Source organism: Brevundimonas sp. FG128 (genome assembly GCF_057809775.1).
This window is the reverse complement of sequence record NZ_JBMDKP010000003.1, coordinates 1-21,898: the sequence shown is the minus strand read 5'-3', so window position 1 is coordinate 21,898 and position 21,898 is coordinate 1. Positions and strand designations below refer to the sequence as shown.

Here is a 21,898-nt window from a genome sequence, read left to right as displayed (position 1 = left end):
GGATTACGAAAACAGAATGGACGAGAGCCGACGCCGCCCGTCCTTGGACACGTCGGACGTCAGGCCCGCCGCCTCGAAGATGACCAGCAACTGTTTGCGCGCCGCCTGTTCATTCCACTCGCGGTCGGCCTGGATGATGGACAGCAGATTGTCGACCGCCCCCTTGAAGTCGCCGGCCGCGCTCTGGGCCTCGGCGAGATCGAACCGGGCCTGGTGATCGTTCGGATCGGCCGCGACCTTGGCCTCCAGCTCGGCCGAAGCGCCTGATGGGGCCTTCGCCGCCAGGGCCAGTTGGGCGCGCACGCTCTGGACCGTCGGCTCCTTGGAGTCCTGGGGGGCCATGGCGATGGTCTGCAGCGCCTGTTCGTGGTCGCCGCCCGCCAGATAGACCCGCGCCATGCCGGCGATGGCCTTTTCGTTCTCGGGCTCGATCGACAGGACGTGAGCAAACGCCTGGGCCGCGCCGCCGAAGTCGTTCAGGCCCAGCGACTCCTCTCCCAGCTCCAGCAGTTGCGCCGTCTCGGTCGAACCGCCCTGGCCGCCCGTCAGCTTGTCGATGAAGGCCTTGATCTGGCTGTCCGGGATGGCGCCCTGGAAGCCGTCCACCGGCTGGCCGTCAACGAAGGCGTAGACGGTGGGGATCGACTGCACCCGCAGCTGGCCCGCATAGGCCGGATTGGCGTCCACATCGATCTTGACCATCTTCACCGCCCCCTTGGCGGCGCGCACGCCCTTCTCCAGCGCCGGACCCAGGGTCCGGCACGGCCCGCACCAGGTGGCCCAGAAATCGACGATGACCGGCTGATGCTTCGACGCCTCGATGACGTCGGTCATGAAGGAGGCGTCGGTGCCTTCCTTGATCAGGTCGTCGGAAGGTTTGGGCGACAGGGTGGGATCGACGAGGGTCATAGGCGAGGTCCGTGCAGGGTCGGTCAGGGTCAACGGATCAGATGGCGTCGGGATGCGTCGGCATCAAGCGGCGAATTGGTCGCGCCGGGATTTCAGACTCGCGCCGCAGCGAACAGAGTCTGAATCGTCTGAAGTGTGCGAAAATTGACCTCCCTGCGAGAGGGATCGGCTCTGGTTTAGCAAGATGCAGGGCGGCGGCGGGCAAGAAGAAGCTGGATACCGGTTGCGGCCGTAAGGTTCAGCCGGGCCGCCATTCGCTGAGCATCTGACCGTCGGCGTCTTCGAAAGCGACACGGTCAAGCTGGACCGCGCCGATGCAGACGGGGCGTTGATCGGGGCTGGAGGCGCGGCAGCGGATGGCGCGGCCGTCGGCGAAGGCGGTCATCCGACCTTCCAGCACCAGACGATAACCGCCCGACGGAGCCGGCGGAGGCTGGTCTCCATCGCCACGCTGGGTGAAGTCATAGGCGCGGCCGTTGCGGCGGCCCAGGCGCGATCCATCCTCCTCGAACACCGCCGCCAGGCCGATGGTCTGGGGCGATGGCGCGACCGGGCCGCTGGCGAGGGGATCGCCCAGGGCGCCGGGGCAGCCTTCGGCGCGCAGCCAGGGGCGCGGCATCCAGAAGCCCTCTGCCGCCTCCCAGCTGTCGGCGCCGCCCGCGAGAAGCGGCGAATCGGTCCAGTCGCCGGGCGCCAGGGTCAGTTTCAGGCTTTTGCGGCGTTCACCCCAGGACCAGGCGGCCAGGCCGTCGCCTGACGCGGCGTCGGCGGACGGCGGCGTGGGGCCGTTGCAGCCGAAGGCCTGACGAACGACGAACCGGCGACCGGCGAGGGATGCGCCGCCGGGATCCTTTCCGGCCGCATAGGCCGAGGCGGCGACATCCATGGCCTGCAACAGGCCGGCGCGGTCGAGGACGGGGGCGGGCGCCACCGCCACCACCGGCGTCTGGGCAGGCGCGGCCGCAGGCGCCGGGGCAGGCGTCGCGGCATCTTCCCGCTGACAGGCGGACAGGACGAGGAGGGACGCCGCGAGCGCGACGACCGACGAGCGAGGCGACACGGTCGGTTCGAGCATGGAACCACCCTAGCATGCGGTTCGCTGTTTTGGGGAGGATCGCGCGAAAAAGGTTGACGAAAGCGATGGGGGGCGGTCTGCACGGGCTCATGACCTTCGATCAGATCGCCGCCCTGGCGGTGCTCATCGGCGTGGTCGGCGTGCTGATCCATGGCAAGGTCCGCGCCGATGTCGTCGCCCTGACCGGCGCCGCCGTCCTGCTGTTGCTGGGCGTAGTGCGACCCGTCGAGGTGCAGGGCGCCTTCGCCAGCCCTGCCGTCATCGCCCTGGCGGGCCTGTTCGTCATCGCCTACGCCATCGAGCTGTCAGGCCTTTTGGGCCTTTTGATCCGCCAGGCGACGCAGCTGGCGGCCCGCATCGGCGCGACCGGCATCTGGATCGTCATCGGCCTGTGCGGCTCGGTCGGCGGCTTCCTGAACAATACGCCGGTGGTGGTGCTGGCTGCGCCTGTCATCCGAGACGTCGCCCAGTCGCTGCGCCTGTCGCCCAAGCGCTTCCTGATGCCGCTGAGCCATGTGACGGTGATGGGCGGCCTGCTGACCCTGATCGGCACCTCGACCAATCTTTTGGTCAACGACATGGCGCGAAACGCGGGACAGCCGGTGTTCGGCCTGTTCGAGATCACGCCCGTCGGCCTTTTCATCGCGGTGGTGGGCGGTCTTTGGCTCTATTTCGTCGGGGCCCGACAATTGGGCCGGTCCGTGGCGCGAGACGAAGCGGAAGCCGCGCGCATCGCCGAGATGGAAGAGGCCCAGCGCCGCACCGAAGCTCAGGCGTCCGGGCGTCGACGCCGGCTGCTGCCCTTCGGCCTGCCACGGCTGGGTGAATCGCGAAACCAATCGGACGGGTCGGGCGACGCCCATCTGGGCGACGTTCAACTGTACGGCGCGGCGGATCGACCCTTCCGGCTGAAACCGGCGCTATTGTCGATAGCCGTCTTCGCCCTGGTGATCGCCTCGGCGGCCCTGGGATGGGCGCCGATCGCGGCGTCGGCCTTCGCCGGGGCGGTGGCGCTGATCCTGCTGAGGGTCATCACGCCTGAAGAGGCCTATGCGGGGCTGCGGCCCGAGATCCTGCTGCTCATCGCCGGGATGGTGGTGGTCGGCACGGCTATCGAGGTGACCGGCCTGGCCCAGGCAGGCGCCTCGCGGCTGATCGACGTGATCCGGCCCATGGGGCCGCTGGGCGCGCTGATCGTGCTGTACGGCGTGACCCTGTTCGCCACCGAACTGCTGTCCAACGCCACGGTGGCGGTGTTGATCACGCCGGTGGCCGTGGCCCTGGCCGAGAGCCTGGGCGTTGATCCGCGACCCTTCCTGGTGTGCGTGATGATGGCCGCCTCGGCCGCGTTCGCCACGCCGTTCGGCTATCAGACCAATGTGTTGGTCTTCAACATGGCCGGCTACAGCTACATGGACTTCGTGCGCGTGGGCCTGCCGCTGAACCTGATCACCTGGATCGCCGCCATGGTGGCGATCCCGATCTTCTTCCCGTTCTGAGGCGGATCAGACGTCCAGATCGACCGTCACGGGGGCGTGGTCGGAGGGACGCTCCCATTCGCGGACGTCGTCGTGGATGCGGGCGGTGTCCATGACCACGGCGGGCGTCAGGCCGGGCGAGGTCCAGATATGGTCCAGGCGCAGGCCGCGGTTGGACTTGCGGAAATCGGCGGCGCGATAGCTCCACCAACTGGCCAGTTTCTGCGGCTCGGGGAAGCGATCGCGCAGCACGTCGGCGAAACCGCCCGTCTCCTGAAGCCGGTTCAGGGTCTCGACCTCGATCGGCGTGTGGCTGACGATCTTGGACATGTAGCGGTGGTTCCACACGTCGCCTTCGCCCGGCGCGATGTTGAAGTCGCCGGCCATGACCAGGGGACGTGACTTGTCCTGTCTGGCGACGATGGCGGTCAGCTGTTCGTAGAAGTCCATCTTGTGATCGAACTTGGGGTTCAGCGCCCGGTCGGGCACGTCGCCGCCGGCGGGGATGTAGAAGTTCTGGATGTCGATCCCGGCGACGCGGGCGGAGACGCAGCGGGCGTGGCCCAGCTTGCAGACCTGGAAGGTGTCGCTGTCCTCGAGCGGGAGACTGCTGGCGATGGCGACGCCGTGCCAACCCTTCTGTCCCGCCACCCGCAGGTGGGGCATGCCCATCTCTTCGAAGGCGCCGCGCGGGAACTGGTCCGTGGTGCATTTGATCTCCTGCAACACCAGGACGTCGGGCGCGCGCTCTTCGACGAAGCGGGCGACCTGGTCGATGCGCAGGCGGACGGAGTTGATGTTCCAGGTGGCGAGGCGAAGGGTCATGCCCCGCTCTAGCAGGCCGAGCGCGGGCTTGGCGCCATAAAAAAGGCCCGGCCGCTACGGGCCGGGCACTGGGAGGTTCGTCTCTCTCTCGCCGCCGGGGAGGGGGATATGATCCGCAGCGGTAGAACGGCCGCCGCCGTTCATGTGCCCAAAGTGTCACGCCAAACTGAAAAGGTCAAACTGTCATAATCTTCCCTTGCCTGTGGCGGCCGGGAGACATGAGGGATTTCGTCCGGTCGCGGATCAGTCTGGCGTGGTGCGCGACACCGGCGCTGTGGCCCATTCGCCGCGCCATTCGTAGCTCAGCGTCACGCAATGACGATAGGCGCCGTCGGACCACCGGCCCACCGCCTGCATGGTCAGAGGTCGGGGCGCGCGCACGCGGCCCATCACCAGCCAGACCTGATCGGCGCCGGGACACAGGGCGCGCGCCAGGCCGCGGCCGTCGCCTTGCTGATCCACGGCGTAGATGTCGCTCTCCTGGGCGCCTTCGGGCAGGGCGCGGATGGCGTCCTGGGGGCCGCCGCGCTCGAAGCCGGCGGTTCCGCGCGCCGTGGTGGAGAACAGCCGCTCGACCCGCACCGCTCCGAACAGGCCGCGCCGGACTTCCAGCGTCACCCCCTTGGTCAGGGCCTGGGTGATCCGGTCGGACGCATTATAGGCCAGAAAGCGCGTGTCGGCCTGGGCCGGCGCCGCCGCAGAGGCGACGGCGGTCAGGGCGAGGGCGGAGGCGATGAAACGGCGCATGCGAACCTCTTCGTCGGGTTTTGCGGCGAGAACGCGGCTTTCGTCCGATCAGTGCTCGCCCAGGCAACGCAGGGCGACCTCGAGATTGCGCAGGCCGTCCTCGCCGGTCACCGCCGGGGTCTCGCCGGTGGCGATCGCGCGGGCGAAGGCTTCCAGCTCTTTCCTGAGCGGCTCGGCCGGCCAGGAGTTCAACATCCGGGTGGAATAGGAGCCGTCGGGCTGCTGGCCGAAATATTCGGTGACCTGGCGGGTGATCAGGTCGGCGACCACGAACTTGGTCTTGGTGGCGACCTGCAGCGTGCGGGTCTTGTAGGGCGTGACCCAGTTGGTGGTGATGTGGGCGATCACCCCATTGTCGAGGCGGAACTGAAGCAGGGCCGTGTCCTCGCGGTCGGCGCGGGTGCGGGCCAGTTGCGGCTGGACCTCGACGATTTCCGAGCCGGTCAGGTGGCGGATGATGTCGATGTCGTGGACGGCTAGGTCGATGACGACCCCGACCTCGCCCATGCGCGGCGGGAAGGGGCCGACGCGGGTGATCTGGATGGAGATGATGTCGTCGTCGGCGACGGCGCGCTTGACCGTCTCGACCGCCGGATTGAAGCGCTCGACCTGGCCGACCATCAGGACGCGGTCATTGGCCTTGGCGGCGTCGATCATGCGCTGGGCGTCGGCGACGGTGGCGGCGATGGGCTTTTCGACCAGGACGTGGACGCCCTTTTCGAGCAGGGCCACGCCGATCTCGGCATGGAAGCGGTTGGGCGTGGCGACGACGGCGGCGTCCAGGCCGGCGTCGACGAAGGCCTGGGCCGTCGTGACCGGCGAGGCGCCATAGGCGGCGGCGACGCCCTCGGCCGTCACGGCGTCGGGGTCGAAGACGGCGGTCAGGTCGAACTCGCGCATCTCGGAAGCGACGCGCGCATGGTTGCGGCCCATGACGCCGACGCCGGCGACGCCGATCTTGAGGACGGGGGTGTTCGGCATCAGGTTCAACCCTTGTAGCTGGCGACGGCGGCGATGACCCGGTCCTGCGTCGCCGCGTCCAGATCGGCGTGCATCGGCAGGCTGAAGACCACGTCCTTCAGACGCTCGGTGACCGGCAGGCCGCCGGCCCCGCGCGGGAAATGCTCATAGGCCGGCTGCAGGTGCAGCGGGATGGGGTAATAGACGGCGGTCGGCACGTCATTGGCCTTCAGATGGGCGATCAGGCCGTCGCGGTCCGGGTGTTCGACCGTATATTGCGCCCAGTTGGAGATACGGCCGGCCGGCACGTCCGGGACTTTGGCGACGTGGGGGCGCAGACCTTCGTTGTAGCGGGCGGCGGCGGCGTTTCGCCATTCGATTTCCTGGCCGAAGACCTTCAGCTTCTCGATCAGGACGGCGGCCTGGATGGTGTCCAGACGGCTGTTCAGGCCGATGCGCATGTTCAGATACTTCGGGTCATGGTCGAAGGTGCGATCCTTCAGGTCCACGGCCACGGCCTTGCCGTGCACGCGCACGGAATCGATCAACTGGGCCAGTTCGTCGTCATTGGTCAGCACCGCCCCGCCGTCGCCGTAGCAGCCCAGCGGCTTGGCCGGGAAGAAGCTGGTGGTGGTGATGTCGGCCCATTTCAGCGGATGCTCGCCGTTGATGGTGCAGCCGAATCCTTGCGCCGAATCCGAGATCAGCTTCAGCCCATGTTTGTCGCAGATGGCCTTGATGGCCGGATAGTCGGCGGGTTGGCCGAACAGGTCCACGGCGATGACCACGCGCGGCGTCAGGCGGCCCTCGGCCTTGATCCCTTCGATGGCGCGCTCCAGCGCGACGGGATCCATGTTGTAGGTGTTCTCGTCCACATCGACGAAGACCGGCTCGGCGTCGAACCACGGCACGACCTCGGCGGTGGCGGCGAAGGTGAAGCTGGGCACGAAGACCGCGTCGCCGCGCCCGATCCCCCAGGCCATCAGCGGCAGGGCCAGGGCGTCGGTGCCGTTGGCGCAGCCCAGGGCGTGCTTGGCCTTGCCAAAGGCGGCGAGGTCGGATTCGAACTGGCGGACTTGGGGGCCCATGACCCAGGCGCCGCCGACGACGGCCTCCTGGACGGCGGCCTCGATCTTGCCGGTGAGACGCAGGCGCTGGGCCTGAAGGTCGATGAAGGGGATCATGAGGGACGCTCTCCACGGGGGATCGTGCGGCGGCCCAATGGGGATGGACCGCAAAATGTCGGGCCGTCCTAGCAAGATCGCGCGCAGGGGCCAAATCGGTCGGCGTCACATCGCGTTGCCCTTTGCTACGCCCTGCGCCTCTTGGCGCCTGTCGGGATGCGCCTTAAGCCAGCGCCATGACCGCGCTTTCCGTTGCCCAGACCAAGGTCTCGAACTGGCTGTTCGATCACGCCCTGCCGCTGTGGGCGGAGCGGGGCGTGGACGCCGATGGGCGGTTCTTCGAACTGTTGGACTTCGACGGCCGGCCGGTGACAGGCGCGCGCCGCCGCACCCGCGTCCAGGCCCGCCAGATCTACGTCTTCTGCGAGGCGGCCGCCCTGGGCTGGGGCGCAGGCCGGGCGGTGGCGCAGGCCGGACTGGAGGGGATGATCGCCACCTGCCGGCGCGACGACGGCCTGTGGGTCGCCGCGACCGACGACGCGGGGGCTGTAACGGACGAGACGGCCGATCTCTACGACCTGGCCTTCGTGCTGTTCGCCCTGGCCGCCGCGCACCGTGTGCTGGAGGATCCGCGCGCGCGTCCGCTGGCGCTGGAGACGCTGGCGGCGATCGACGCCAAGATGGCCGCGCCGCACGGCGGCTGGCAGGAGGCGCTGCCGCCCCGCCTGCCGCGTCGTCAGAACCCGCACATGCATCTGCTGGAAGCCATGCTGGCCTGGCAGGCGACGGCGCCCGACCCGGCGTTCGAGGCGGCGGCGCGGGTATCGCTGGAGCTGTGCCGCACCCGGTTTCTGATCGACGGCGCGATCCGGGAGTATTTCACCGAGGCCTGGGCGCCCGATCCCGCCACCGGCCATATCGTCGAGCCGGGCCATTTCGAGGAATGGGCCTGGCTGCTGCGCCAGGCCGAGGCCGCCGGGCTCGGGACGGCGGAGGCGGCTCCCGGCCTGCATCGCCGCGCGGTCGCCCAGGGGATGAAGATCGGCTTCATGATCCGCGAGGTGGGCGCCTCGGGTGCGCCCCTTGATGCGGGGCGGCGTCTGTGGGCCCAGACCGAGGCGATCCGCACCGCCCTGGCCTTCGGCGAGTCTGCCGCCGTCGATCTGATCGAGGCGACGTTCGACACCCATCTGATCACCGCCGTTCCCGGCCTGTGGATCGACAGCTACGACGCCGACGGCCGGTCGCACGACAAGGCCGTGCCTGCCTCCAGCTTCTACCACCTGACGACGGCCTTCTCCGAACTGCTGAGACAGGGCGCATGACCGGCGTTCCGGCAGCGTTCCTAGATCGGGACGGGGTGCTGATCGAGGACAGCGGCTATCCGCATCGGCCCGAACACCTGAAGCTGATCCCCGGCGCGGCGGCGGCGGTGCGGCGCATGAAGGCGGGCGGCTATCGCACCGTCATCGTCACCAACCAGTCGGGCGTGGCGCGGGGTCTGTTCAGTGAAGACCAGATGCACGCCTTCAACGCCTTGCTGGTCGAGCGGCTGGCCGAGGGTGGGGCGATCATCGACGCCGTCTATTCCGCCCCCTTCCATGCTGAGGCGGTCGAGGCGCGCTATCGGCATCCCGACCATCCGGACCGTAAACCCAACCCCGGCATGCTGCTTCGCGCGATCGCTGAGCATGGCCTCGATCCCGCGCGATCCTTCATCATCGGTGATCAGAAACGCGATCTGGAGGCGGGGCGACGGGCCGGGGTGGCGGGCCATCTGTTCAAGGGCGGTGATCTGGACGCCTTCGTGCGCGAGGTCGTCGGCCTCTGATTTCAGGCCGAGGCGTCGCATTTCCTCGCGCGATGAATTACTCTGGCTGAAACCGGAGGAGATCGCCAATGAGCGCGCCACATCCCTTTGCAGACCGCCGCTGGACCTCGCCGGACGGACTAACGTTGTTCGCGCGCGACTATGCGCCTGGTCCGGGGGTCGCGCGGCCGCCGGTCATCGCCATCCACGGCCTAACCCGAAACAGCGCCGATTTCGAAGCCATCGCCCCCATGCTGGCCCAGAGCGGACGGCGTGTGCTGGCGGTGGACGTGCGCGGGCGCGGCCTGTCGGATCGTGCGCCCGATCCCATGACCTATACGCCGGACGTCTATGCGCGGGACGTGCTGGCCCTGATGGCGCAGGCGGGCATCGACCGCGCGGTCTTCCTGGGCACCTCCATGGGCGGGCTGATCACCATGGCCCTGACGGCGATGAAGCCCAAGGCGGTGGTCGCGGCGATCCTGAACGATATCGGCCCGGAAGTGGCGCCGGAGGGCCTGGCGCGCATCGCCGCCTATAGCGGTCAGCCGGTCGAGATCGGGTCGTGGGGCGATGCGGCGGCCTATGCGAAGCGGATCAACGCCGTCGCCTTCCCCCACTATTCGGATGCGGACTGGGACGCCTTTGCGCGGCGCATCTTCCGCCAGCAGCCGGATGGCGAGATCGGGCTGGACTATGACACCGACATTTCCGTGCCGATCCGTACGGCGGGCGCCAAGGCGCTGGTCCCGAACCTGTGGCCCATGTTCCGGCGACTGGCGCGCAAGAAGCCGACCCTGCTGGTGCGCGGCGCGAACTCGGATCTGCTGAGCGCCGACATCGCCGGGCGGATGAAGAAGGCGGCCCCGGCCATGGCCTATGTCGAGGTTCCCAGCGTCGGTCACGCGCCGATGCTGGATGAGCCGGAGGCCAAGGCGGCGATCTTCGAGTTTCTGTCCGAGATCGATTAGTCCTTCGTCGGATCGACCTGGGACGCATCGCCATAGGTCAGGGCCAGGAAGACGTCCTCCAGGTCCGGGTCCTCGGTGGTGATGTCGGCGATGGTGACGCCGGCGGCGCGGACGGCGTTGATGACCTGTTCCACCGACGACTGTCCCTTCTTGTAGGCCACGGCGAAGGCGCCGCCCGGGCGCGGCGTGACCTCGAAGCCGGCCAAAACCGGTGGCGTCGCCTGGGGCGTTTCCGGCGTGACCACGACGTTGCGGCTGTCCAGGCGGCGCAGCAGTTGCGGCGTCGGCTCGCAGGCCACGACCTCGCCCCGGTTGACGATGGCGATGGTGTCGCAAAGCTCCTGCGCCTCTTCGAGGTAGTGGGTGGTCAGGACGATGGTCACCCCTTCTTCGTTGATGCGGCGGACATAGGCCCACAGCTGGCGACGCAGTTCGACGTCCACGCCGGCCGTGGGCTCGTCCAGGATCAGGATGGGCGGATTGTGGACCAGGGCCTTGGCCACCATCAGGCGACGCTTCATGCCGCCGGACAGGGCGCGGACATAGGCGTTGGCCTTGTCCGACAGGCCCAGCGCCGCCAGCAGTTCGTCCGAGCGGCGTTCGTTCTTGGGCACGCCATAGAAGCCGGCCTGGACCTCCAGAGATTCACGCGGGGTGAAGAAGACGTCGGCGACGATCTCTTGCGGCACGACGCCCAGAGCGGCGGCGGCGTCGCGCGGCTCCCTGTCGATGTCGCGGCCCCAGATGGTCACCGAGCCTTCCGACTTCTTCACCACCCCGGCGAGGATGTTGATCAGGGTCGATTTGCCGGCGCCGTTCGGACCCAGCAGGCCGAACACCGAGCCGCGCGGAATGACCAGATCGACGCCGCGCAGCGCCGTCTTGGGCGCCGCCTTCTTGGAGCCGGCGTAGGTCTTCTTCAGGCCCCGCACCTCGATGGCGTTGTCGGGCAGGGCGAGGGTCTCGGGCATGTCGGGAATTCACTCAGGCGGAACGGCGAGCGGCATAGGTAGGGCGCGTGGTCGGGTTCGCCAAGCCATGCAACCAGACGGCCGGCGACAAGCGCGCCTGTCGTTATGTCAATGACGCTTGACGACAACAGCAATGATGTCTAGCTTGCTTGTCACAAAGACAACCTTGCTTGATGGAGATGAGCTATGACCGACCTTCAAAAACCCAGGAAGCCCCTGACAAAGACCCGTCTGATCGGGTTCGCCGCCATGGGCGTCTGCGCCATTGGCTATGCGGGGGCCGGCCTGGCGCTGCTAGCCGGCAAGACCGATCAGATCGACATGACCCACGCCGCGATCGCCGCAGCAGGCCTTGCGCTGGTGGGGGAGGTCGGCCTGTGGGTCGGCGCCGCCTGCTTGGGCCTGACCCTGTTCAAGAAGCGCAAGGCCATGCTGGATCGCCTCTTGCGTCGCCGCCCCGCCGCGCCTGCTGAGGTTTGACCTTCGGGTCCGGTCCGCCTAGGAAGCCCGCAAGCCTTCCAGACCCGGACCGGACCATGCCCCCCCGCCACCCCGAAGCCCTCATCCCGCCGCCCGAAGAGATGGTCGTCTCGACCAAGCGCGTGGCCTGCGACGGCGGCGGCGGCGCGCTCGGCCATCCGCTGGTCTATATGGACATGGGCGAGGACGACTTCGTCGAGTGCGGCTATTGCGACCGGCGTTTCGTCCTGTCGGCCCATCCGCACGACGAGAACGAATATCTGAGCCCTGCGGCGCGCGCGCCCGAGGCGCACTGAGGTTCGTAACCTCAGTTCAATCGCCGCGTGACCGTCCGGCCGCTATAGGACCGCTGACACGCTGTTCGGACGGAGACGAGCCTTGCGCTATCTGCACACCATGGTCCGTGTGAAGGACCTCGACGCCTCTCTGCATTTCTACTGCGACCTGCTGGGTCTTCAGGAAGTGCGGCGAATGGAGAACGAAGCGGGCCGGTTCACCCTGGTCTTCCTGGCGGCGCCCAAGAACCTCGCCCAGTCAGCGGCGGAGCGCTGCCCCGAGGTCGAGCTGACCTACAACTGGGATCCCGAAGACTATCAGGGCGGGCGCAACTTCGGCCATCTGGCCTACAAGGTCGACGACATCTACGCCGCCTGCCAGACGTTGATGGACGGCGGAGTCGTCATCAACCGCCCGCCGCGCGACGGCAACATGGCCTTCGTCCGTTCGCCCGACGGCATCTCCATCGAACTGCTTCAGGACGGTTCGGCCCTGGCGCCGGCCGAGCCCTGGGCCTCGATGGGCAATACCGGAACGTGGTGATGCGCGCAGGGCGCGGCCTTCTCGCGACATTTGCGGCGGCCCTGGCGCTTTCGGCCTGCGCCTCGACCACCGAGACCAATCCGGGGCGCACCGCCACCGAACAGCTGCTGCTGGCCCGCGCCTCCGACAAGGCGATCGAGGGCCTGGTCCTTCCGTTGCCGATAGGCGCCTCTGTCTTCGTTGACGACGCCTATTTCCAGGGTGAAGGCACGCGCTACGCCGTCAGCGCCCTTCGCGGCGCGATCTCGGACGCCGGCTTCAGCCTGGCGCGGAACAAGGACGAGGCCAACGCGGTGTTCGAAATCCGCGCCGGCGCCCTGTCGCTGGAGCAGATGCGGCGCGTGTTCGGCATTCCCGAGATGCGGATCCCGATCAATGAGACGCTGAACGTCGTCTCCCTGCCCGAGCTGTCGGTCTACAGCCACCGCGACCGGGTCGGCGTGGCGGAGTTCTCGGGCTTCCTCTACGAGGCCAAGACGGGCGCGCCGCTGGGCGCGGTGGTGCCGATGATCGGCACCTATCGCATCCGCAGCCACAAGGCCTTCATGGTCGTGGCCTGGGGTCAGCAGCAGGCCCAGCCGGGTCAGCGCGATCCCGGATCGAGCTGGACCGAATTCTGACGCTGACGCGGGGGCTTTCGACCCCTATGTTCCGGCCATGACCGAGACGACTGCGCCCGAAACGACCGAGACCGAACGCCCGCTGACGCAGGATGGCCCCGCGCTGCGGCTGTGGATGATCGACGCCTCGGCCTATATCTTCCGCGCCTATCACGCCCTGCCGCCCCTGACGCGCAAGTCGGACGGCCTGCCGGTGGGTGCGGTCCAGGGCTACTGCAACATGTTGTGGAAGCTGCTGAAAGACATGAAGGGCGCCGACGGCCCCACCCATCTGGTGGCCATCTTCGATCATTCGGAAAAGACGTTCCGCAACACCCTGTACGACCAGTACAAGGCCCACCGCCCGCCGCCGCCCGAGGATCTGATCCCGCAGTTCCCGCTGGTGCGCGAGGCGACGGCGGCGTTCGGCGTCCATTGCGTCGAACTGCCCGGCTATGAGGCCGACGACCTGATCGCCACATACGCCTGCAAGGCACGCGACGCCGGCGGCGAGGCGGTGATCGTCTCGTCCGACAAGGACCTGATGCAGCTGATCGGCGGCGGTGTCGTGATGTGGGACCCGATGAAGGATCGCCGTCTGGCCGAAGCCGAGGTGTTCGAGAAGTTCGGCGTCGGCCCCGAGAAGATGGTCGATCTTCAAGCCCTGATCGGCGACAGTGTGGACAACGTCCCCGGCGCCCCCGGCATTGGGCCCAAGACAGCGGCCCAGCTGCTGGACGAATACGGCGATCTGGACACGCTTCTGGCCCGCGCCGGCGAGATCAAACAGCCCAAGCGCCGCGAGACCCTGATCGCCTTCGCCGATCAGATCCGTCTGTCGCGCGAACTGGTGCGCCTGACCTGCGATGCGCCGGCGCCCGAGCTGATCGACGACTTCGCCGTGCGCGATCCCGATCCAGAGATCCTGTCGGCCTTCCTGGAGACGATGGAGTTCCGCTCGCTTCAGCGCCGCGTCGGCGACGGCAAGGCCGGCCCCAGCGAGGTCTCGGCCTTTGCGCCCAAGCGTGCGCCTAACCTGAACGCCCCCGTCGCCACGCCCCGTTACGGGCAGGTCGTGGAAAGCCCGGCGGAGGTCCAGACCTTCGACCACGCCCTCTATGAATGCGTCCAGACCGAAGAGGCGCTGGATCGCTGGATCGCGCGGGCGACCGAGGTCGGCGTCGTCGGTTTCGACACCGAGACCGACGCCTTGTCGGCGACCCATGCGGGCCTGTGCGGCGTGTCGCTGGCCGTTGGGCCGAACGAGGCCTGCTACATCCCCCTGACGCACGAGCACGAGCCGCAGGCGAACGAGGGCGGTCTGTTCGGCGAGCCCGGCGATGCGCGCGAGCCGATCCGTCAGCTCGACAAGCCGACGACCCTGGCCAAGCTGAAGACGCTGCTGGAAGATCCTTCGGTTCTGAAGGTGTTGCAGAACGCCAAATACGACATCGCCGTCATGGCGCGTCGTGGCATCCGCGTCGCACCCTATGACGACACCATGCTGATCTCCTACGTGCTTGAGGGCGGGTTGCATGGACATGGCATGGACGAGCTGTCGCGCCTGCACCTCGGTCACGAACCGATCCCTTTCAAGAGCGTGGCGGGGACCGGCAAGAGCCAGAAATCCTTCAAGCACGTCGCCCTGAAACCCGCGGCGGAATACGCCGCCGAGGATGCGGACGTGACCCTGCGATTGTGGCGTATCCTGAAACCCCGACTGGCGCGCGAGGGTCTGTCCACCGTCTATGAGACCCTGGAGCGCGGCATGCCGACGGTGCTGGCGGACATGGAGCTGAACGGTGTCCGCATCGATCCTGACCGACTGAAGCGGCTGTCCAGCGAGTTCGGCCTGCGCATGGCCGAGCTGGAGGCCCAGGCTCACGAGATCGCCGGGCGGCCCTTCAATATCGGCTCGCCGCGCCAGATCGGCGAGATCCTGTTCGGCGAGCTGAACCTGCCGGGCGGCAAGAAGACCGCCTCGGGCCAATGGGGCACCGACGCCAGCGTGCTGGAGGAGTTGGCGCTCAGCCACGACCTGCCGCGCGTCCTGCTGGACTGGCGCCAGCTGTCCAAGCTGAAGGGCACCTATACCGACGCCCTGACCGCCGCCGCCGACCCCAAGACCGACCGCGTCCACACCAGCTATCAACTGGCCGCCGCCACCACCGGCCGTCTGGTGTCCAGCGACCCCAATCTTCAGAACATCCCGATCCGCACCGAGACCGGCCGCGAGATCCGCCAGGCCTTCATCGCCGCGCCCGGCAACGTCCTGATCAGCGCCGACTACAGCCAGATCGAACTGCGTCTGCTGGCCCATATAGGCGACATCCCCGAGCTGAAGCGCGCCTTCAAGGCCGGGCTGGACATTCACGCCGCTACGGCCAGCGAGATGTTCGGCGTCCCTGTCGAGGGCATGCCGTCCGAGACGCGACGCCGCGCCAAGGCGATCAACTTCGGCATCGTCTACGGGATCTCGGCCTTCGGCCTGGCCAACCAGCTGGGCATCGATCAGGGCGAGGCCGGGGCCTATATCAAGACCTATTTCGAACGTTTCCCCGGCATCCGCGCCTATATGGACAAGACCAAGGCCGAGGTGCGCCAGGCGGGCTATGTCTCGACCGTCTTCGGCCGGCGCATCCACATCCCCGCCATCCATTCGAAGTCGGGCGCCGAACGTCAGTTCGGCGAGCGCGCCGCCATCAACGCCCCGATCCAGGGCGCCGCCGCCGACATCATCCGCCGCGCCATGATCCGCATGCCCGCCGCCCTGACAGAGGCCGGCTTGAACACCCGCATGCTGCTCCAGGTCCACGACGAACTGGTCTTCGAAGCCCCCGAGGCCGAAGCCGACCGCGCCATCGTCGTCATCAGGCGCGTGATGGAGAACGCCTCGGATCCGGCGGTGGCTCTGACTGTGCCGCTGGTGGTGGATGCGCGGGCGGCGTCGAACTGGGACGCCGCCCACTGAGCTAGGCCGGCAGAGCGCCTTCCAGGTCCTTGATCCGCTTCTCAATCTGGTCTGACAGTTGATAGATTTCCGTCAGGTCGCCGATCAGATGGCGGGTTTCGTCCTTGTCGGAGAAGGTGCCGACATACTTCTTGGTGACGCCGTTGAAGTGCAGCCGAGCGATGGTTTTGCGGTTGTTGTCGTCCAATAGGATCGCGCAATAGGACTGGGCGTCTCGCATGACGATCCGCCTAGGCTTGACCAACTTCGACGCGATGGCCTGAATTATGTGGAAGCCGGAAACCTCGTCCTCCGTCGTCACGACCATTTCGGGGTCGCTCGGCGGCGCTTCATCCTGATCGGTCATTGAGGGGCCAGTGGCGTTGAGGGCTGTCGACAGGCGTTCATTGACCTTGTCACGGATGATCGAGGAAAAGGTCGCCACAACCATCTTGCCGAAGTTCTCGCGGACCTGGGCTGTGACCCGGCCTTCGTGGACGCGGGCGGCCATCATCCGCACGAATTCCTCGGACGGTTCCGCCATCTCCTTCTCCAGTTCCTTGCGGAGCAGGGACTGCAGCTTGAGAAGCCCGGCCTCCTGAACGATCTTGTCGATGTCGAAGGTGAGCTTGGTGAACTTCTCCACAGTGCGACCGTCCGTCGGCTTCAGCGCGTCCATGCTGAAGGTGAAGAACGGCTTGTCATCCATCTTGTTGGTTGCCTCGACGTCCGAATAAAACTGATAGACGACCCCGTTTGTCAGGATGGCTAGACGCGCATCCGTGACCGAGAAATAGCGAAACAACTGGCTGGCGTGGTTGAGGTTCAGCGCGACATTGCTGGGCTTGCATTCGATCAGAATGCGAATCTTTCCGCCGTGGCAGATGGCGTAATCGACCTTCTCGCCCTTCTTGGTGCCGACATCGGCCGTGTATTCCGGAATCACCTCCGACGGATTGAACACGTCATAGCCGAGAGCCTGAATGAAGGGCATGACCAGGGCCGTCTTGGCGGCCTCTTCGGTCAAGAGCACCTCCCGGTGCTCCATCGTGCGTTTCTGGAGTTCGGCGAGCTTCGTTTGAATGTCCAAGACTTCCCCCTAGGTGAACGGCGACAGCTAAGCCGCAACCATTGAGAGAGTCTATATATCTTATTGCGCGCAGGCCGGGCCGATCAGGCCGCGATCATCCCGATGTCGTCGGGGACTTCGCCGCGGCCCAGCAGGCCGGTTTCGAAGTCCATGAAGATGTCCATAAGCTCTTCCACGTTCACCGGGGCCGCGGCGGGGCCGAAGCGGAAACGCCAGTAGCTGACGATGTGCTGCACGGCGCCCAGCTGGTCGCCCAGTTTGGCGAACATCGACGGGGCGTCCAGCAGGAAGTCGCGGAAGGCGGTCGGGCGACCTTCCTGGGTCAGTTTGGCGTAGGCGTCGTCATAGACGCGCAGGGTGCGGCTGACCTCGTCGCAGGTCTTGATGATGCGGCCGCGCAGCACATCGCGGCTGCGGGCCAGATATTCGCGGGCGGCGCGGTCGGTCTTGCCGACGGGCTTGATGGTGCGCACGGCCTCGGCGACGGCGGCGACCTCGCTCAGCAGGGCCGCGAGCGTCCATTTGTAATAGAGGAAGCCCTTCCAGCAGAAGACGCCCTCCTGATACTGCTCGGGCGCCAGGCGCAGGGTCAGGCGCAGGGCCTCCAGCTGGTCTCCGGGGGTGTTGGACAATATCTTGGCCGCCATCCGGCCGGCCGAATCCGAGCCCACGGCGATGGTGTCGCCCCCCAGGCTGAGGGTGACCAGGGGTTCGATCTCGCTGCGCACGAAGGCCAGCATCCGCTGCAGGTCGCTTTCGCTGATGGAGAAATAACAGGGCGCCGGGTCCAGACCGCCGCGACGCAGCTGTTCGCGCAGCAGGAAAGGATCCAGCGACGGCAGTTTGTCGATCAGTCGCAGGGTCTCGATGTCGGGATGGGTCGCCGCGACGCCGAACGCCTCCATCATCATCCGCTCGAAGCCGATCTGGTTGACGAAGACGTAGCGGCCGCCGGTCTTCAGGTCCTCGTCGTCGATCGGAATGACGACCTTGGTGGCCACCTGGCGACGCCCCGTGAACAGGTCGGTCTCGTTGCGACGCAGGCGGTGTTTGATGACGAGGGCCCGGTTCAGGGCCGAGGTGCGGAAGATCGGGCGGGCGGCCCAGTCGGGGTTGCGCACCGCACCGTCGGCGGAACTGTCGCCGTTCTCCTCCCACACCCGCAGCAGGTTCAGCACCCGGGCGGTGGAGGCGGAGCTGCGAAGATGCTCGAGATTGCGGACAGCGCGATCGGTCATGTCGCGTAGATTGCACCAGAATGATGACTAATGGCTTAGCTGCGTCCCGGAACGGAACAGGCTCGCGCCGTCCCCCGCTGGCGCGCCCGACCGCAGGAGCCTAGAACGGCGGCATGCAGATCTTCGACATCCTGATCCTCGTCGCCATCGCCGCCGTGACCGTGACCTTGGGCTTCGGCCTTTATTCGCTGTTCCGGGGCGGGGACTATGCGCGGACCCATTCCAACCGGCTGATGCGGTTGCGTGTCGGGCTGCAGGCGCTGGCGGTGGTGCTGCTGGTCGTCGGCATGATGTGGAAAGCGACGCGGGGGGGCTAACATGGTGGTGCTGAACAAGATTTACACCCGCACCGGGGACAGCGGCCAGACGCGGCTGGCGTCGGGCGCGCAGGTCTCCAAGACCGACCGAAGGGTCGAGGCCTATGGCGCGGTCGACGAGCTGAACGCCGTGATCGGCGTCGCCCGGCTGAACAGCGGCCAGAACGACCGCATCGACGCCATGCTGGGCCGTATCCAAAACGAGCTGTTCGACCTGGGCGCCGATCTGGCGACGCCGCTTGATCCGCCTCCGGCCTGGGAGGCGCTACGGATCGTCGAGAGCCAGGTGGAGCGGCTTGAACAAGAGATCGACTGGATGAACGAGAGCCTCAAGGCCCTCGACAGCTTCATCCTGCCGGGCGGCGCGCCGCTGTCGGCCCATCTGCATGTGGCGCGCACCATCTGCCGCCGCGCAGAGCGCGAGGCTGTGCGGCTGATCGAGACCGGCGAGGCGGTGAATGTGGAGGCGGTCAAATATCTGAACCGCCTGTCGGACCATCTGTTCGTCGCGGCCCGACGCGCCAATGCGAACGGCGCCAATGACGTGAAGTGGAAGCCGGGAGCGACGCGCTAAGCCGAGGCGTCGCCCATTGCGTCAGTTCCCCTTGCGGGCGGCCAGCTCGGCTTTTTCGCGGGCGACTTCGGCGCGAACGGCGCGCTGCTGGGCGTTCACCTGGTCCTCCAGCTTCACCAGGTCCTTGTTCTTGTCGGCCGACGCCTGGGCCCGCGTCATGCCGGCCGGACGGCCGGTGATGTCAGGGATATAGATGGGGGTGGCGCAGGTGCGGCTGTCGATGTCGTACCAGTTGCCCTTGGCCTCGCAGCGCGCGCCGGGATTGATCCAATAGGTCTGCAGCACAAAGATGCCGCCCAGGACGACGGCGAAGCTGGCGCCGAACAACATCGCCAGGCGCGGAAAGGTCAGGAAACGCTTCATCTCTTGGTCCGTTATAGGCGCGTCGGTCTGCGAACCTGACGCGGCGTTACGTTGACAGGCCTTCGCGACCGCTCCATGTCCTGCCCACACATTCAGGCGATTTCACGGATAGACCCATGAAGGTACTCGTCCCCGTCAAACGGGTGATCGACTATAACGTCAAGGCCCGCGTCAAGGCGGACCAGTCAGGCGTCGATCTGGCCAACGTCAAGATGAGCATGAATCCCTTCGACGAAATCGCCGTCGAAGAGGCGGTTCGTCTGAAGGAAGGCAAGGAACATCACGCCGCCGGCACGGCGACCGAGATCGTCGTGGTCTCCATCGGCGTGACCCAGGCCCAGGAAACCATCCGCACCGCCCTGGCCATGGGCGCGGATCGGGGCCTGCTGATTCAGTCGGACACGGACCTTGAGCCGCTGGCGGTCGCCAAACTGCTGAAGGCGGTGGTCGAGGAAGAAAAGCCCGACCTGGTCCTGATGGGCAAACAGTCGATCGACGGCGACAACAATGCGGTGGGCCAGATGCTGGCCGCCCTGCTGGACTGGCCCCAGGCCACCTTCGCCGGCAAGCTGGTGATCGAAGGCGGCAAGGCCACGGTGACCCGCGAAGTCGACGGCGGCCTGCAGACCATCGCCGCCGAACTGCCGGCGGTGGTGACGGTGGACCTGCGGCTGAACACGCCGCGCTACGCATCGCTGCCCAACATCATGAAGGCCAAGAAGAAGGAGATCGCCGTCAAGGCGGTCGCCGACTATGGCGTCGATGTCGCTGATCGTCTGAAGGTCCTGAAGGTTACCGAGCCGCCCAAGCGCTCGGCCGGCGTCAAGGTGGCCGATGCCGCCGAACTGGTTTCCAAGCTCAAGTCCGCAGGAGTGCTGTAAATGGCTGTCCTCGTCATCGCCGATCACGACGGTTCGGCCGTCCGCGACACCACCAACAAGACGGTGACCGCCGCCCTGGCCCTGTCGTCCGATGTGGACGTGCTGGTCGTCGGGCAGGGGGCTCAGGCCGCTGCTGACGCGGCCGCCAAGATCGCCGGCGTGCGCAAGGTGTTGCTGGCCGAGAGCGCCGGTCTGGGCAAGGCGCTGGCCGAGGCGGTCGAGGCGACCGTGCTTCCGCTGGCCGACGGCTACGACGCCATCCTGGCCCCGGCCACCACGGACGGCAAGAACTACGCCCCGCGCATCGCCGCCAAGCTGGACGTCGCGCCGATTTCCGACATCGTCGAGGTGGTGTCGGCCGATACCTTTGTGCGCCCGATCTACGCCGGCAACGCCCTAGAAACGGTCCAGTCTGCGGACGCCAAGAAGGTGATCACCGTGCGCCCGACCGCCTTCGATGCGGCGGCCAACGACGGCTCGGCTTCGGTCGAGACGGTGGCCGGCGCCGACGCGCCCAAGACCGCCTTCGTCTCCGAGGAAATGGTCAAGTCGGACCGCCCCGAGCTGGGCGCCGCCAAGATCGTCGTCTCCGGCGGCCGCGCCCTGGGTTCGGCCGAGGAGTTCCACGCCGTCATGGATCCGCTGGCGGACAAGCTGGGCGCTGCCGTCGGCGCCAGTCGCGCCGCCGTGGATGCGGGCTACGCCCCCAACGACTACCAGGTCGGCCAGACCGGCAAGGTGGTGGCCCCGGCCCTGTACATCGCCATCGGCATCTCGGGCGCGATCCAGCATCTGGCCGGGATGAAGGACTCCAAGACCATCGTCGCCATCAACAAGGACCCCGACGCACCGATCTTCCAGGTCGCGGATTACGGCTTGGTCGGCGACTACAAGACCATCGTGCCGGAGTTGATGACGGCCTTGGGCTAAGCCTGGATTAGATCAATAGGAGGAGGGCGCGGCGCCGGATGGAGCCGCGCCCTTTTTTTCTTGCCCGTAGAGGATCTGATGGCGAACCTGCCCATAAGGCTGCAGCCCGTCGCGGCGGTGGATCGCATCGAAGGCTGGGAGGCGGACGCAGAGGGACGGCGTGTGCTTAAGGTGCGCGTGCGCGCCCGTCCCATAGACGGAGAGGCCAATGACGCCCTGATCCGGCTGCTGGCCAAGAACCTCGGCGTGTCGAAGTCGTCGGTGACCGTGGTGCGCGGCGGCCAGTCGCGGTCGAAGATGGTTGTCGTCGATGGCCTGGATGACGAGACGCTGGGCGCACGAATCGCCGAAATCCTTTCCGGCGACTGAGAGCGACCCCTTTCGGTGATTGGAGCATTCTCCCAAAAAGCCGGAGAACAGACCCATGACCACGGACGCCCGTATCCTGCACGCCCGCAGCGGCGTCGTTCTTGAACAGAGGGGTGAAGACTACGCGGTCTCAAGCCTGCGCCTGTCGGAGCCGTTCACCTTCACGGATGTATCCGAGGCCCAACTGGCGTTCGACAGCGAGGTCACGGCTTCCGAGCAGGACCCGGAGCTGATGTCGCGTTTGGGTGGGGCCTGAGGCAGGCAAGCTGCCTAAAATCTTCCAGCTTACATAGCGGGCTGACGACCGGCGCGGCCCGGATTCAGGGTCGTTGATCGCGAGTCGGCGAGAAATTTCGCAAATCCGTCAGAATCCGCTTGCTGACAAATCGGGGTCTCCGTATAGAGCCGCCTCGCTCGG

25 protein-coding genes are annotated in these 21,898 nt (G+C 67.0%); 15 read left to right on the top strand and 10 right to left on the bottom strand.

Translation table 11 applies throughout. The annotated features are described in order from the left end of the window. Positions 1 to 3 precede the first annotated feature (3 nt). Positions 4 to 909, bottom strand: a complete 906-nt coding sequence (locus ACODSC_RS08610) for a tetratricopeptide repeat protein (protein ID WP_488813492.1) — start codon at positions 907 to 909, stop codon at positions 4 to 6. A gap of 238 nt (positions 910 to 1,147) precedes the next feature. Next, entirely contained in the window at positions 1,148 to 1,984 is an 837-nt protein-coding gene (locus ACODSC_RS08605) for a hypothetical protein (RefSeq protein ID WP_488813491.1), read from the bottom strand. Positions 1,985 to 2,073: 89 nt separating this feature from the next. Here ACODSC_RS08605 and ACODSC_RS08600 point away from each other — a divergent pair, with 89 nt between their 5' ends. Then, entirely contained in the window at positions 2,074 to 3,483 is a 1,410-nt protein-coding gene (locus ACODSC_RS08600; RefSeq protein ID WP_488813490.1) for an SLC13 family permease, read from the top strand. A gap of 6 nt (positions 3,484 to 3,489) precedes the next feature. Here ACODSC_RS08600 and ACODSC_RS08595 read toward each other — a convergent pair whose 3' ends face one another. The 4 genes from ACODSC_RS08595 to ACODSC_RS08580 all read right to left on the bottom strand — a co-directional run bounded on the left by ACODSC_RS08595 (position 3,490) and on the right by ACODSC_RS08580 (position 7,178). Next, entirely contained in the window at positions 3,490 to 4,287 is a 798-nt protein-coding gene (locus tag ACODSC_RS08595) for an exodeoxyribonuclease III (RefSeq protein WP_488813489.1), read from the bottom strand. A gap of 243 nt (positions 4,288 to 4,530) precedes the next feature. Next, entirely contained in the window at positions 4,531 to 5,034 is a 504-nt protein-coding gene (locus ACODSC_RS08590) for a hypothetical protein (protein WP_488813488.1), read from the bottom strand. Positions 5,035 to 5,082: 48 nt separating this feature from the next. After that, positions 5,083 to 6,015: a Gfo/Idh/MocA family protein gene (locus tag ACODSC_RS08585; protein ID WP_488813487.1), complete on the bottom strand. Its 933-nt coding sequence runs from the start codon at positions 6,013 to 6,015 to the stop codon at positions 5,083 to 5,085. A gap of 5 nt (positions 6,016 to 6,020) precedes the next feature. Then, positions 6,021 to 7,178 (bottom strand): DegT/DnrJ/EryC1/StrS family aminotransferase, encoded by a 1,158-nt coding sequence (locus ACODSC_RS08580; protein WP_488813486.1) that lies wholly within the window; start codon positions 7,176 to 7,178, stop codon positions 6,021 to 6,023. Positions 7,179 to 7,354: 176 nt separating this feature from the next. Here ACODSC_RS08580 and ACODSC_RS08575 point away from each other — a divergent pair, with 176 nt between their 5' ends. The 3 genes from ACODSC_RS08575 to ACODSC_RS08565 all read left to right on the top strand — a co-directional run bounded on the left by ACODSC_RS08575 (position 7,355) and on the right by ACODSC_RS08565 (position 9,899). Then, positions 7,355 to 8,443 carry an AGE family epimerase/isomerase gene (locus ACODSC_RS08575; protein WP_488813485.1) on the top strand — a complete coding sequence of 363 codons (1,089 nt, stop codon included), beginning with the start codon at positions 7,355 to 7,357 and terminating at the stop codon, positions 8,441 to 8,443. Continuing rightward, positions 8,440 to 8,949 (top strand): D-glycero-alpha-D-manno-heptose-1,7-bisphosphate 7-phosphatase, encoded by a 510-nt coding sequence (locus ACODSC_RS08570; RefSeq protein ID WP_488813484.1) that lies wholly within the window; start codon positions 8,440 to 8,442, stop codon positions 8,947 to 8,949. Before ACODSC_RS08575 ends, ACODSC_RS08570 begins: the two co-directional genes overlap by 4 nt. 68 nt (positions 8,950 to 9,017) lie before the next feature. Then, positions 9,018 to 9,899: an alpha/beta fold hydrolase gene (locus ACODSC_RS08565; protein ID WP_488813483.1), complete on the top strand. Its 882-nt coding sequence runs from the start codon at positions 9,018 to 9,020 to the stop codon at positions 9,897 to 9,899. Here ACODSC_RS08565 and ACODSC_RS08560 read toward each other — a convergent pair. Beyond that, a complete protein-coding gene (locus ACODSC_RS08560) occupies positions 9,896 to 10,870 on the bottom strand; it encodes an ABC transporter ATP-binding protein (RefSeq protein ID WP_488813482.1) in 975 nt (324 codons plus the stop codon). The genes ACODSC_RS08565 and ACODSC_RS08560 overlap by 4 nt on opposite strands. Positions 10,871 to 11,056: 186 nt before the next feature. Here ACODSC_RS08560 and ACODSC_RS08555 point away from each other — a divergent pair, with 186 nt between their 5' ends. From ACODSC_RS08555 to polA, 5 genes are all read left to right on the top strand, one after another. Continuing rightward, on the top strand, positions 11,057 to 11,350 hold the full coding sequence (locus ACODSC_RS08555) for a hypothetical protein (RefSeq protein WP_488813481.1): 294 nt from the start codon (positions 11,057 to 11,059) through the stop codon (positions 11,348 to 11,350). Positions 11,351 to 11,406: 56 nt separating this feature from the next. Beyond that, positions 11,407 to 11,646: a zinc-finger domain-containing protein gene (locus tag ACODSC_RS08550; RefSeq protein WP_488813480.1), complete on the top strand. Its 240-nt coding sequence runs from the start codon at positions 11,407 to 11,409 to the stop codon at positions 11,644 to 11,646. An 82-nt stretch (positions 11,647 to 11,728) separates the two neighbouring features. Continuing rightward, on the top strand, positions 11,729 to 12,169 hold the full coding sequence (locus ACODSC_RS08545) for a VOC family protein (protein ID WP_488813479.1): 441 nt from the start codon (positions 11,729 to 11,731) through the stop codon (positions 12,167 to 12,169). Beyond that, positions 12,169 to 12,789, top strand: a complete 621-nt coding sequence (locus tag ACODSC_RS08540; protein ID WP_488813478.1) for a DUF6655 family protein — start codon at positions 12,169 to 12,171, stop codon at positions 12,787 to 12,789. The genes ACODSC_RS08545 and ACODSC_RS08540 overlap by 1 nt, the downstream gene beginning before the upstream one ends. A 37-nt stretch (positions 12,790 to 12,826) precedes the next feature. Further along, positions 12,827 to 15,739: a DNA polymerase I gene (gene polA / locus ACODSC_RS08535; protein ID WP_488813477.1), complete on the top strand. Its 2,913-nt coding sequence runs from the start codon at positions 12,827 to 12,829 to the stop codon at positions 15,737 to 15,739. A 1-nt stretch (position 15,740) separates the two neighbouring features. Here the strand turns inward: polA and ACODSC_RS08530 are convergent, their stop codons facing one another. Together ACODSC_RS08530 and ACODSC_RS08525 are read right to left on the bottom strand one after the other, a co-directional pair. Next, complete coding sequence (locus ACODSC_RS08530; RefSeq protein ID WP_488814050.1) at positions 15,741 to 16,751, bottom strand: type I restriction endonuclease; 1,011 nt, start codon at positions 16,749 to 16,751, stop codon at positions 15,741 to 15,743. 140 nt (positions 16,752 to 16,891) lie between these two features. Further along, the gene (locus ACODSC_RS08525) at positions 16,892 to 18,046 is read right to left on the bottom strand and encodes a hypothetical protein (protein WP_488813476.1); all 1,155 of its coding nucleotides are present in this window, start codon (positions 18,044 to 18,046) and stop codon (positions 16,892 to 16,894) included. A gap of 113 nt (positions 18,047 to 18,159) precedes the next feature. Between ACODSC_RS08525 and ACODSC_RS08520 the strand changes: the two genes are divergently transcribed. Together ACODSC_RS08520 and ACODSC_RS08515 are read left to right on the top strand one after the other, a co-directional pair. Then, a complete protein-coding gene (locus ACODSC_RS08520; protein ID WP_488813475.1) occupies positions 18,160 to 18,363 on the top strand; it encodes a twin transmembrane helix small protein in 204 nt (67 codons plus the stop codon). Position 18,364: 1 nt separating this feature from the next. After that, positions 18,365 to 18,937 carry a cob(I)yrinic acid a,c-diamide adenosyltransferase gene (locus ACODSC_RS08515; RefSeq protein WP_488813474.1) on the top strand — a complete coding sequence of 191 codons (573 nt, stop codon included), beginning with the start codon at positions 18,365 to 18,367 and terminating at the stop codon, positions 18,935 to 18,937. Positions 18,938 to 18,958: 21 nt separating this feature from the next. On the opposite strand, the gene ACODSC_RS08510 is transcribed toward ACODSC_RS08515, so the two are convergent. Beyond that, positions 18,959 to 19,300 (bottom strand): hypothetical protein, encoded by a 342-nt coding sequence (locus ACODSC_RS08510; RefSeq protein WP_488813473.1) that lies wholly within the window; start codon positions 19,298 to 19,300, stop codon positions 18,959 to 18,961. 116 nt (positions 19,301 to 19,416) lie between these two features. Here ACODSC_RS08510 and ACODSC_RS08505 point away from each other — a divergent pair, with 116 nt between their 5' ends. The 4 genes from ACODSC_RS08505 (at position 19,417) to ACODSC_RS08490 (ending at position 21,736) form a co-directional block, all read left to right on the top strand. Further along, positions 19,417 to 20,181 carry an electron transfer flavoprotein subunit beta/FixA family protein gene (locus tag ACODSC_RS08505; protein WP_488813472.1) on the top strand — a complete coding sequence of 255 codons (765 nt, stop codon included), beginning with the start codon at positions 19,417 to 19,419 and terminating at the stop codon, positions 20,179 to 20,181. Then, a complete protein-coding gene (locus tag ACODSC_RS08500) occupies positions 20,182 to 21,111 on the top strand; it encodes an electron transfer flavoprotein subunit alpha/FixB family protein (RefSeq protein WP_488813471.1) in 930 nt (309 codons plus the stop codon). Between the two features lie 78 nt (positions 21,112 to 21,189). After that, positions 21,190 to 21,480: an ACR/YggU family protein gene (locus ACODSC_RS08495; RefSeq protein ID WP_488813470.1), complete on the top strand. Its 291-nt coding sequence runs from the start codon at positions 21,190 to 21,192 to the stop codon at positions 21,478 to 21,480. A gap of 55 nt (positions 21,481 to 21,535) precedes the next feature. Next, positions 21,536 to 21,736 (top strand): hypothetical protein, encoded by a 201-nt coding sequence (locus tag ACODSC_RS08490; RefSeq protein WP_488813469.1) that lies wholly within the window; start codon positions 21,536 to 21,538, stop codon positions 21,734 to 21,736. Positions 21,737 to 21,898: the final 162 nt, after the last annotated feature.

Bases quoted from the DNA above. Each gene is read 5' to 3' on its own strand.
- ACODSC_RS08555 (WP_488813481.1), top strand. From the start codon at position 11,057: ATGACCGACCTTCAAAAACCCAGGAAGCCCCTGACAAAGACCCGTCTG.
- ACODSC_RS08495 (WP_488813470.1), top strand. From the start codon at position 21,190: ATGGCGAACCTGCCCATAAGGCTGCAGCCCGTCGCGGCGGTGGATCGC.
- ACODSC_RS08500 (WP_488813471.1), top strand. From the start codon at position 20,182: ATGGCTGTCCTCGTCATCGCCGATCACGACGGTTCGGCCGTCCGCGAC.
- ACODSC_RS08580 (WP_488813486.1), bottom strand. From the start codon at position 7,178: ATGATCCCCTTCATCGACCTTCAGGCCCAGCGCCTGCGTCTCACCGGC.
- ACODSC_RS08515 (WP_488813474.1), top strand. From the start codon at position 18,365: ATGGTGGTGCTGAACAAGATTTACACCCGCACCGGGGACAGCGGCCAG.
- ACODSC_RS08595 (WP_488813489.1), bottom strand. From the start codon at position 4,287: ATGACCCTTCGCCTCGCCACCTGGAACATCAACTCCGTCCGCCTGCGC.
- ACODSC_RS08520 (WP_488813475.1), top strand. From the start codon at position 18,160: ATGCAGATCTTCGACATCCTGATCCTCGTCGCCATCGCCGCCGTGACC.
- ACODSC_RS08585 (WP_488813487.1), bottom strand. From the start codon at position 6,015: ATGCCGAACACCCCCGTCCTCAAGATCGGCGTCGCCGGCGTCGGCGTC.
- ACODSC_RS08525 (WP_488813476.1), bottom strand. From the start codon at position 18,046: ATGACCGATCGCGCTGTCCGCAATCTCGAGCATCTTCGCAGCTCCGCC.
- ACODSC_RS08610 (WP_488813492.1), bottom strand. From the start codon at position 909: ATGACCCTCGTCGATCCCACCCTGTCGCCCAAACCTTCCGACGACCTG.
- ACODSC_RS08540 (WP_488813478.1), top strand. From the start codon at position 12,169: ATGCGCGCAGGGCGCGGCCTTCTCGCGACATTTGCGGCGGCCCTGGCG.
- ACODSC_RS08605 (WP_488813491.1), bottom strand. From the start codon at position 1,984: ATGCTCGAACCGACCGTGTCGCCTCGCTCGTCGGTCGTCGCGCTCGCG.
- ACODSC_RS08550 (WP_488813480.1), top strand. From the start codon at position 11,407: ATGCCCCCCCGCCACCCCGAAGCCCTCATCCCGCCGCCCGAAGAGATG.
- ACODSC_RS08505 (WP_488813472.1), top strand. From the start codon at position 19,417: ATGAAGGTACTCGTCCCCGTCAAACGGGTGATCGACTATAACGTCAAG.
- polA (WP_488813477.1), top strand. From the start codon at position 12,827: ATGACCGAGACGACTGCGCCCGAAACGACCGAGACCGAACGCCCGCTG.
- ACODSC_RS08600 (WP_488813490.1), top strand. From the start codon at position 2,074: ATGACCTTCGATCAGATCGCCGCCCTGGCGGTGCTCATCGGCGTGGTC.
- ACODSC_RS08560 (WP_488813482.1), bottom strand. From the start codon at position 10,870: ATGCCCGAGACCCTCGCCCTGCCCGACAACGCCATCGAGGTGCGGGGC.
- ACODSC_RS08590 (WP_488813488.1), bottom strand. From the start codon at position 5,034: ATGCGCCGTTTCATCGCCTCCGCCCTCGCCCTGACCGCCGTCGCCTCT.
- ACODSC_RS08575 (WP_488813485.1), top strand. From the start codon at position 7,355: ATGACCGCGCTTTCCGTTGCCCAGACCAAGGTCTCGAACTGGCTGTTC.
- ACODSC_RS08510 (WP_488813473.1), bottom strand. From the start codon at position 19,300: ATGAAGCGTTTCCTGACCTTTCCGCGCCTGGCGATGTTGTTCGGCGCC.
- ACODSC_RS08570 (WP_488813484.1), top strand. From the start codon at position 8,440: ATGACCGGCGTTCCGGCAGCGTTCCTAGATCGGGACGGGGTGCTGATC.
- ACODSC_RS08490 (WP_488813469.1), top strand. From the start codon at position 21,536: ATGACCACGGACGCCCGTATCCTGCACGCCCGCAGCGGCGTCGTTCTT.
- ACODSC_RS08565 (WP_488813483.1), top strand. From the start codon at position 9,018: ATGAGCGCGCCACATCCCTTTGCAGACCGCCGCTGGACCTCGCCGGAC.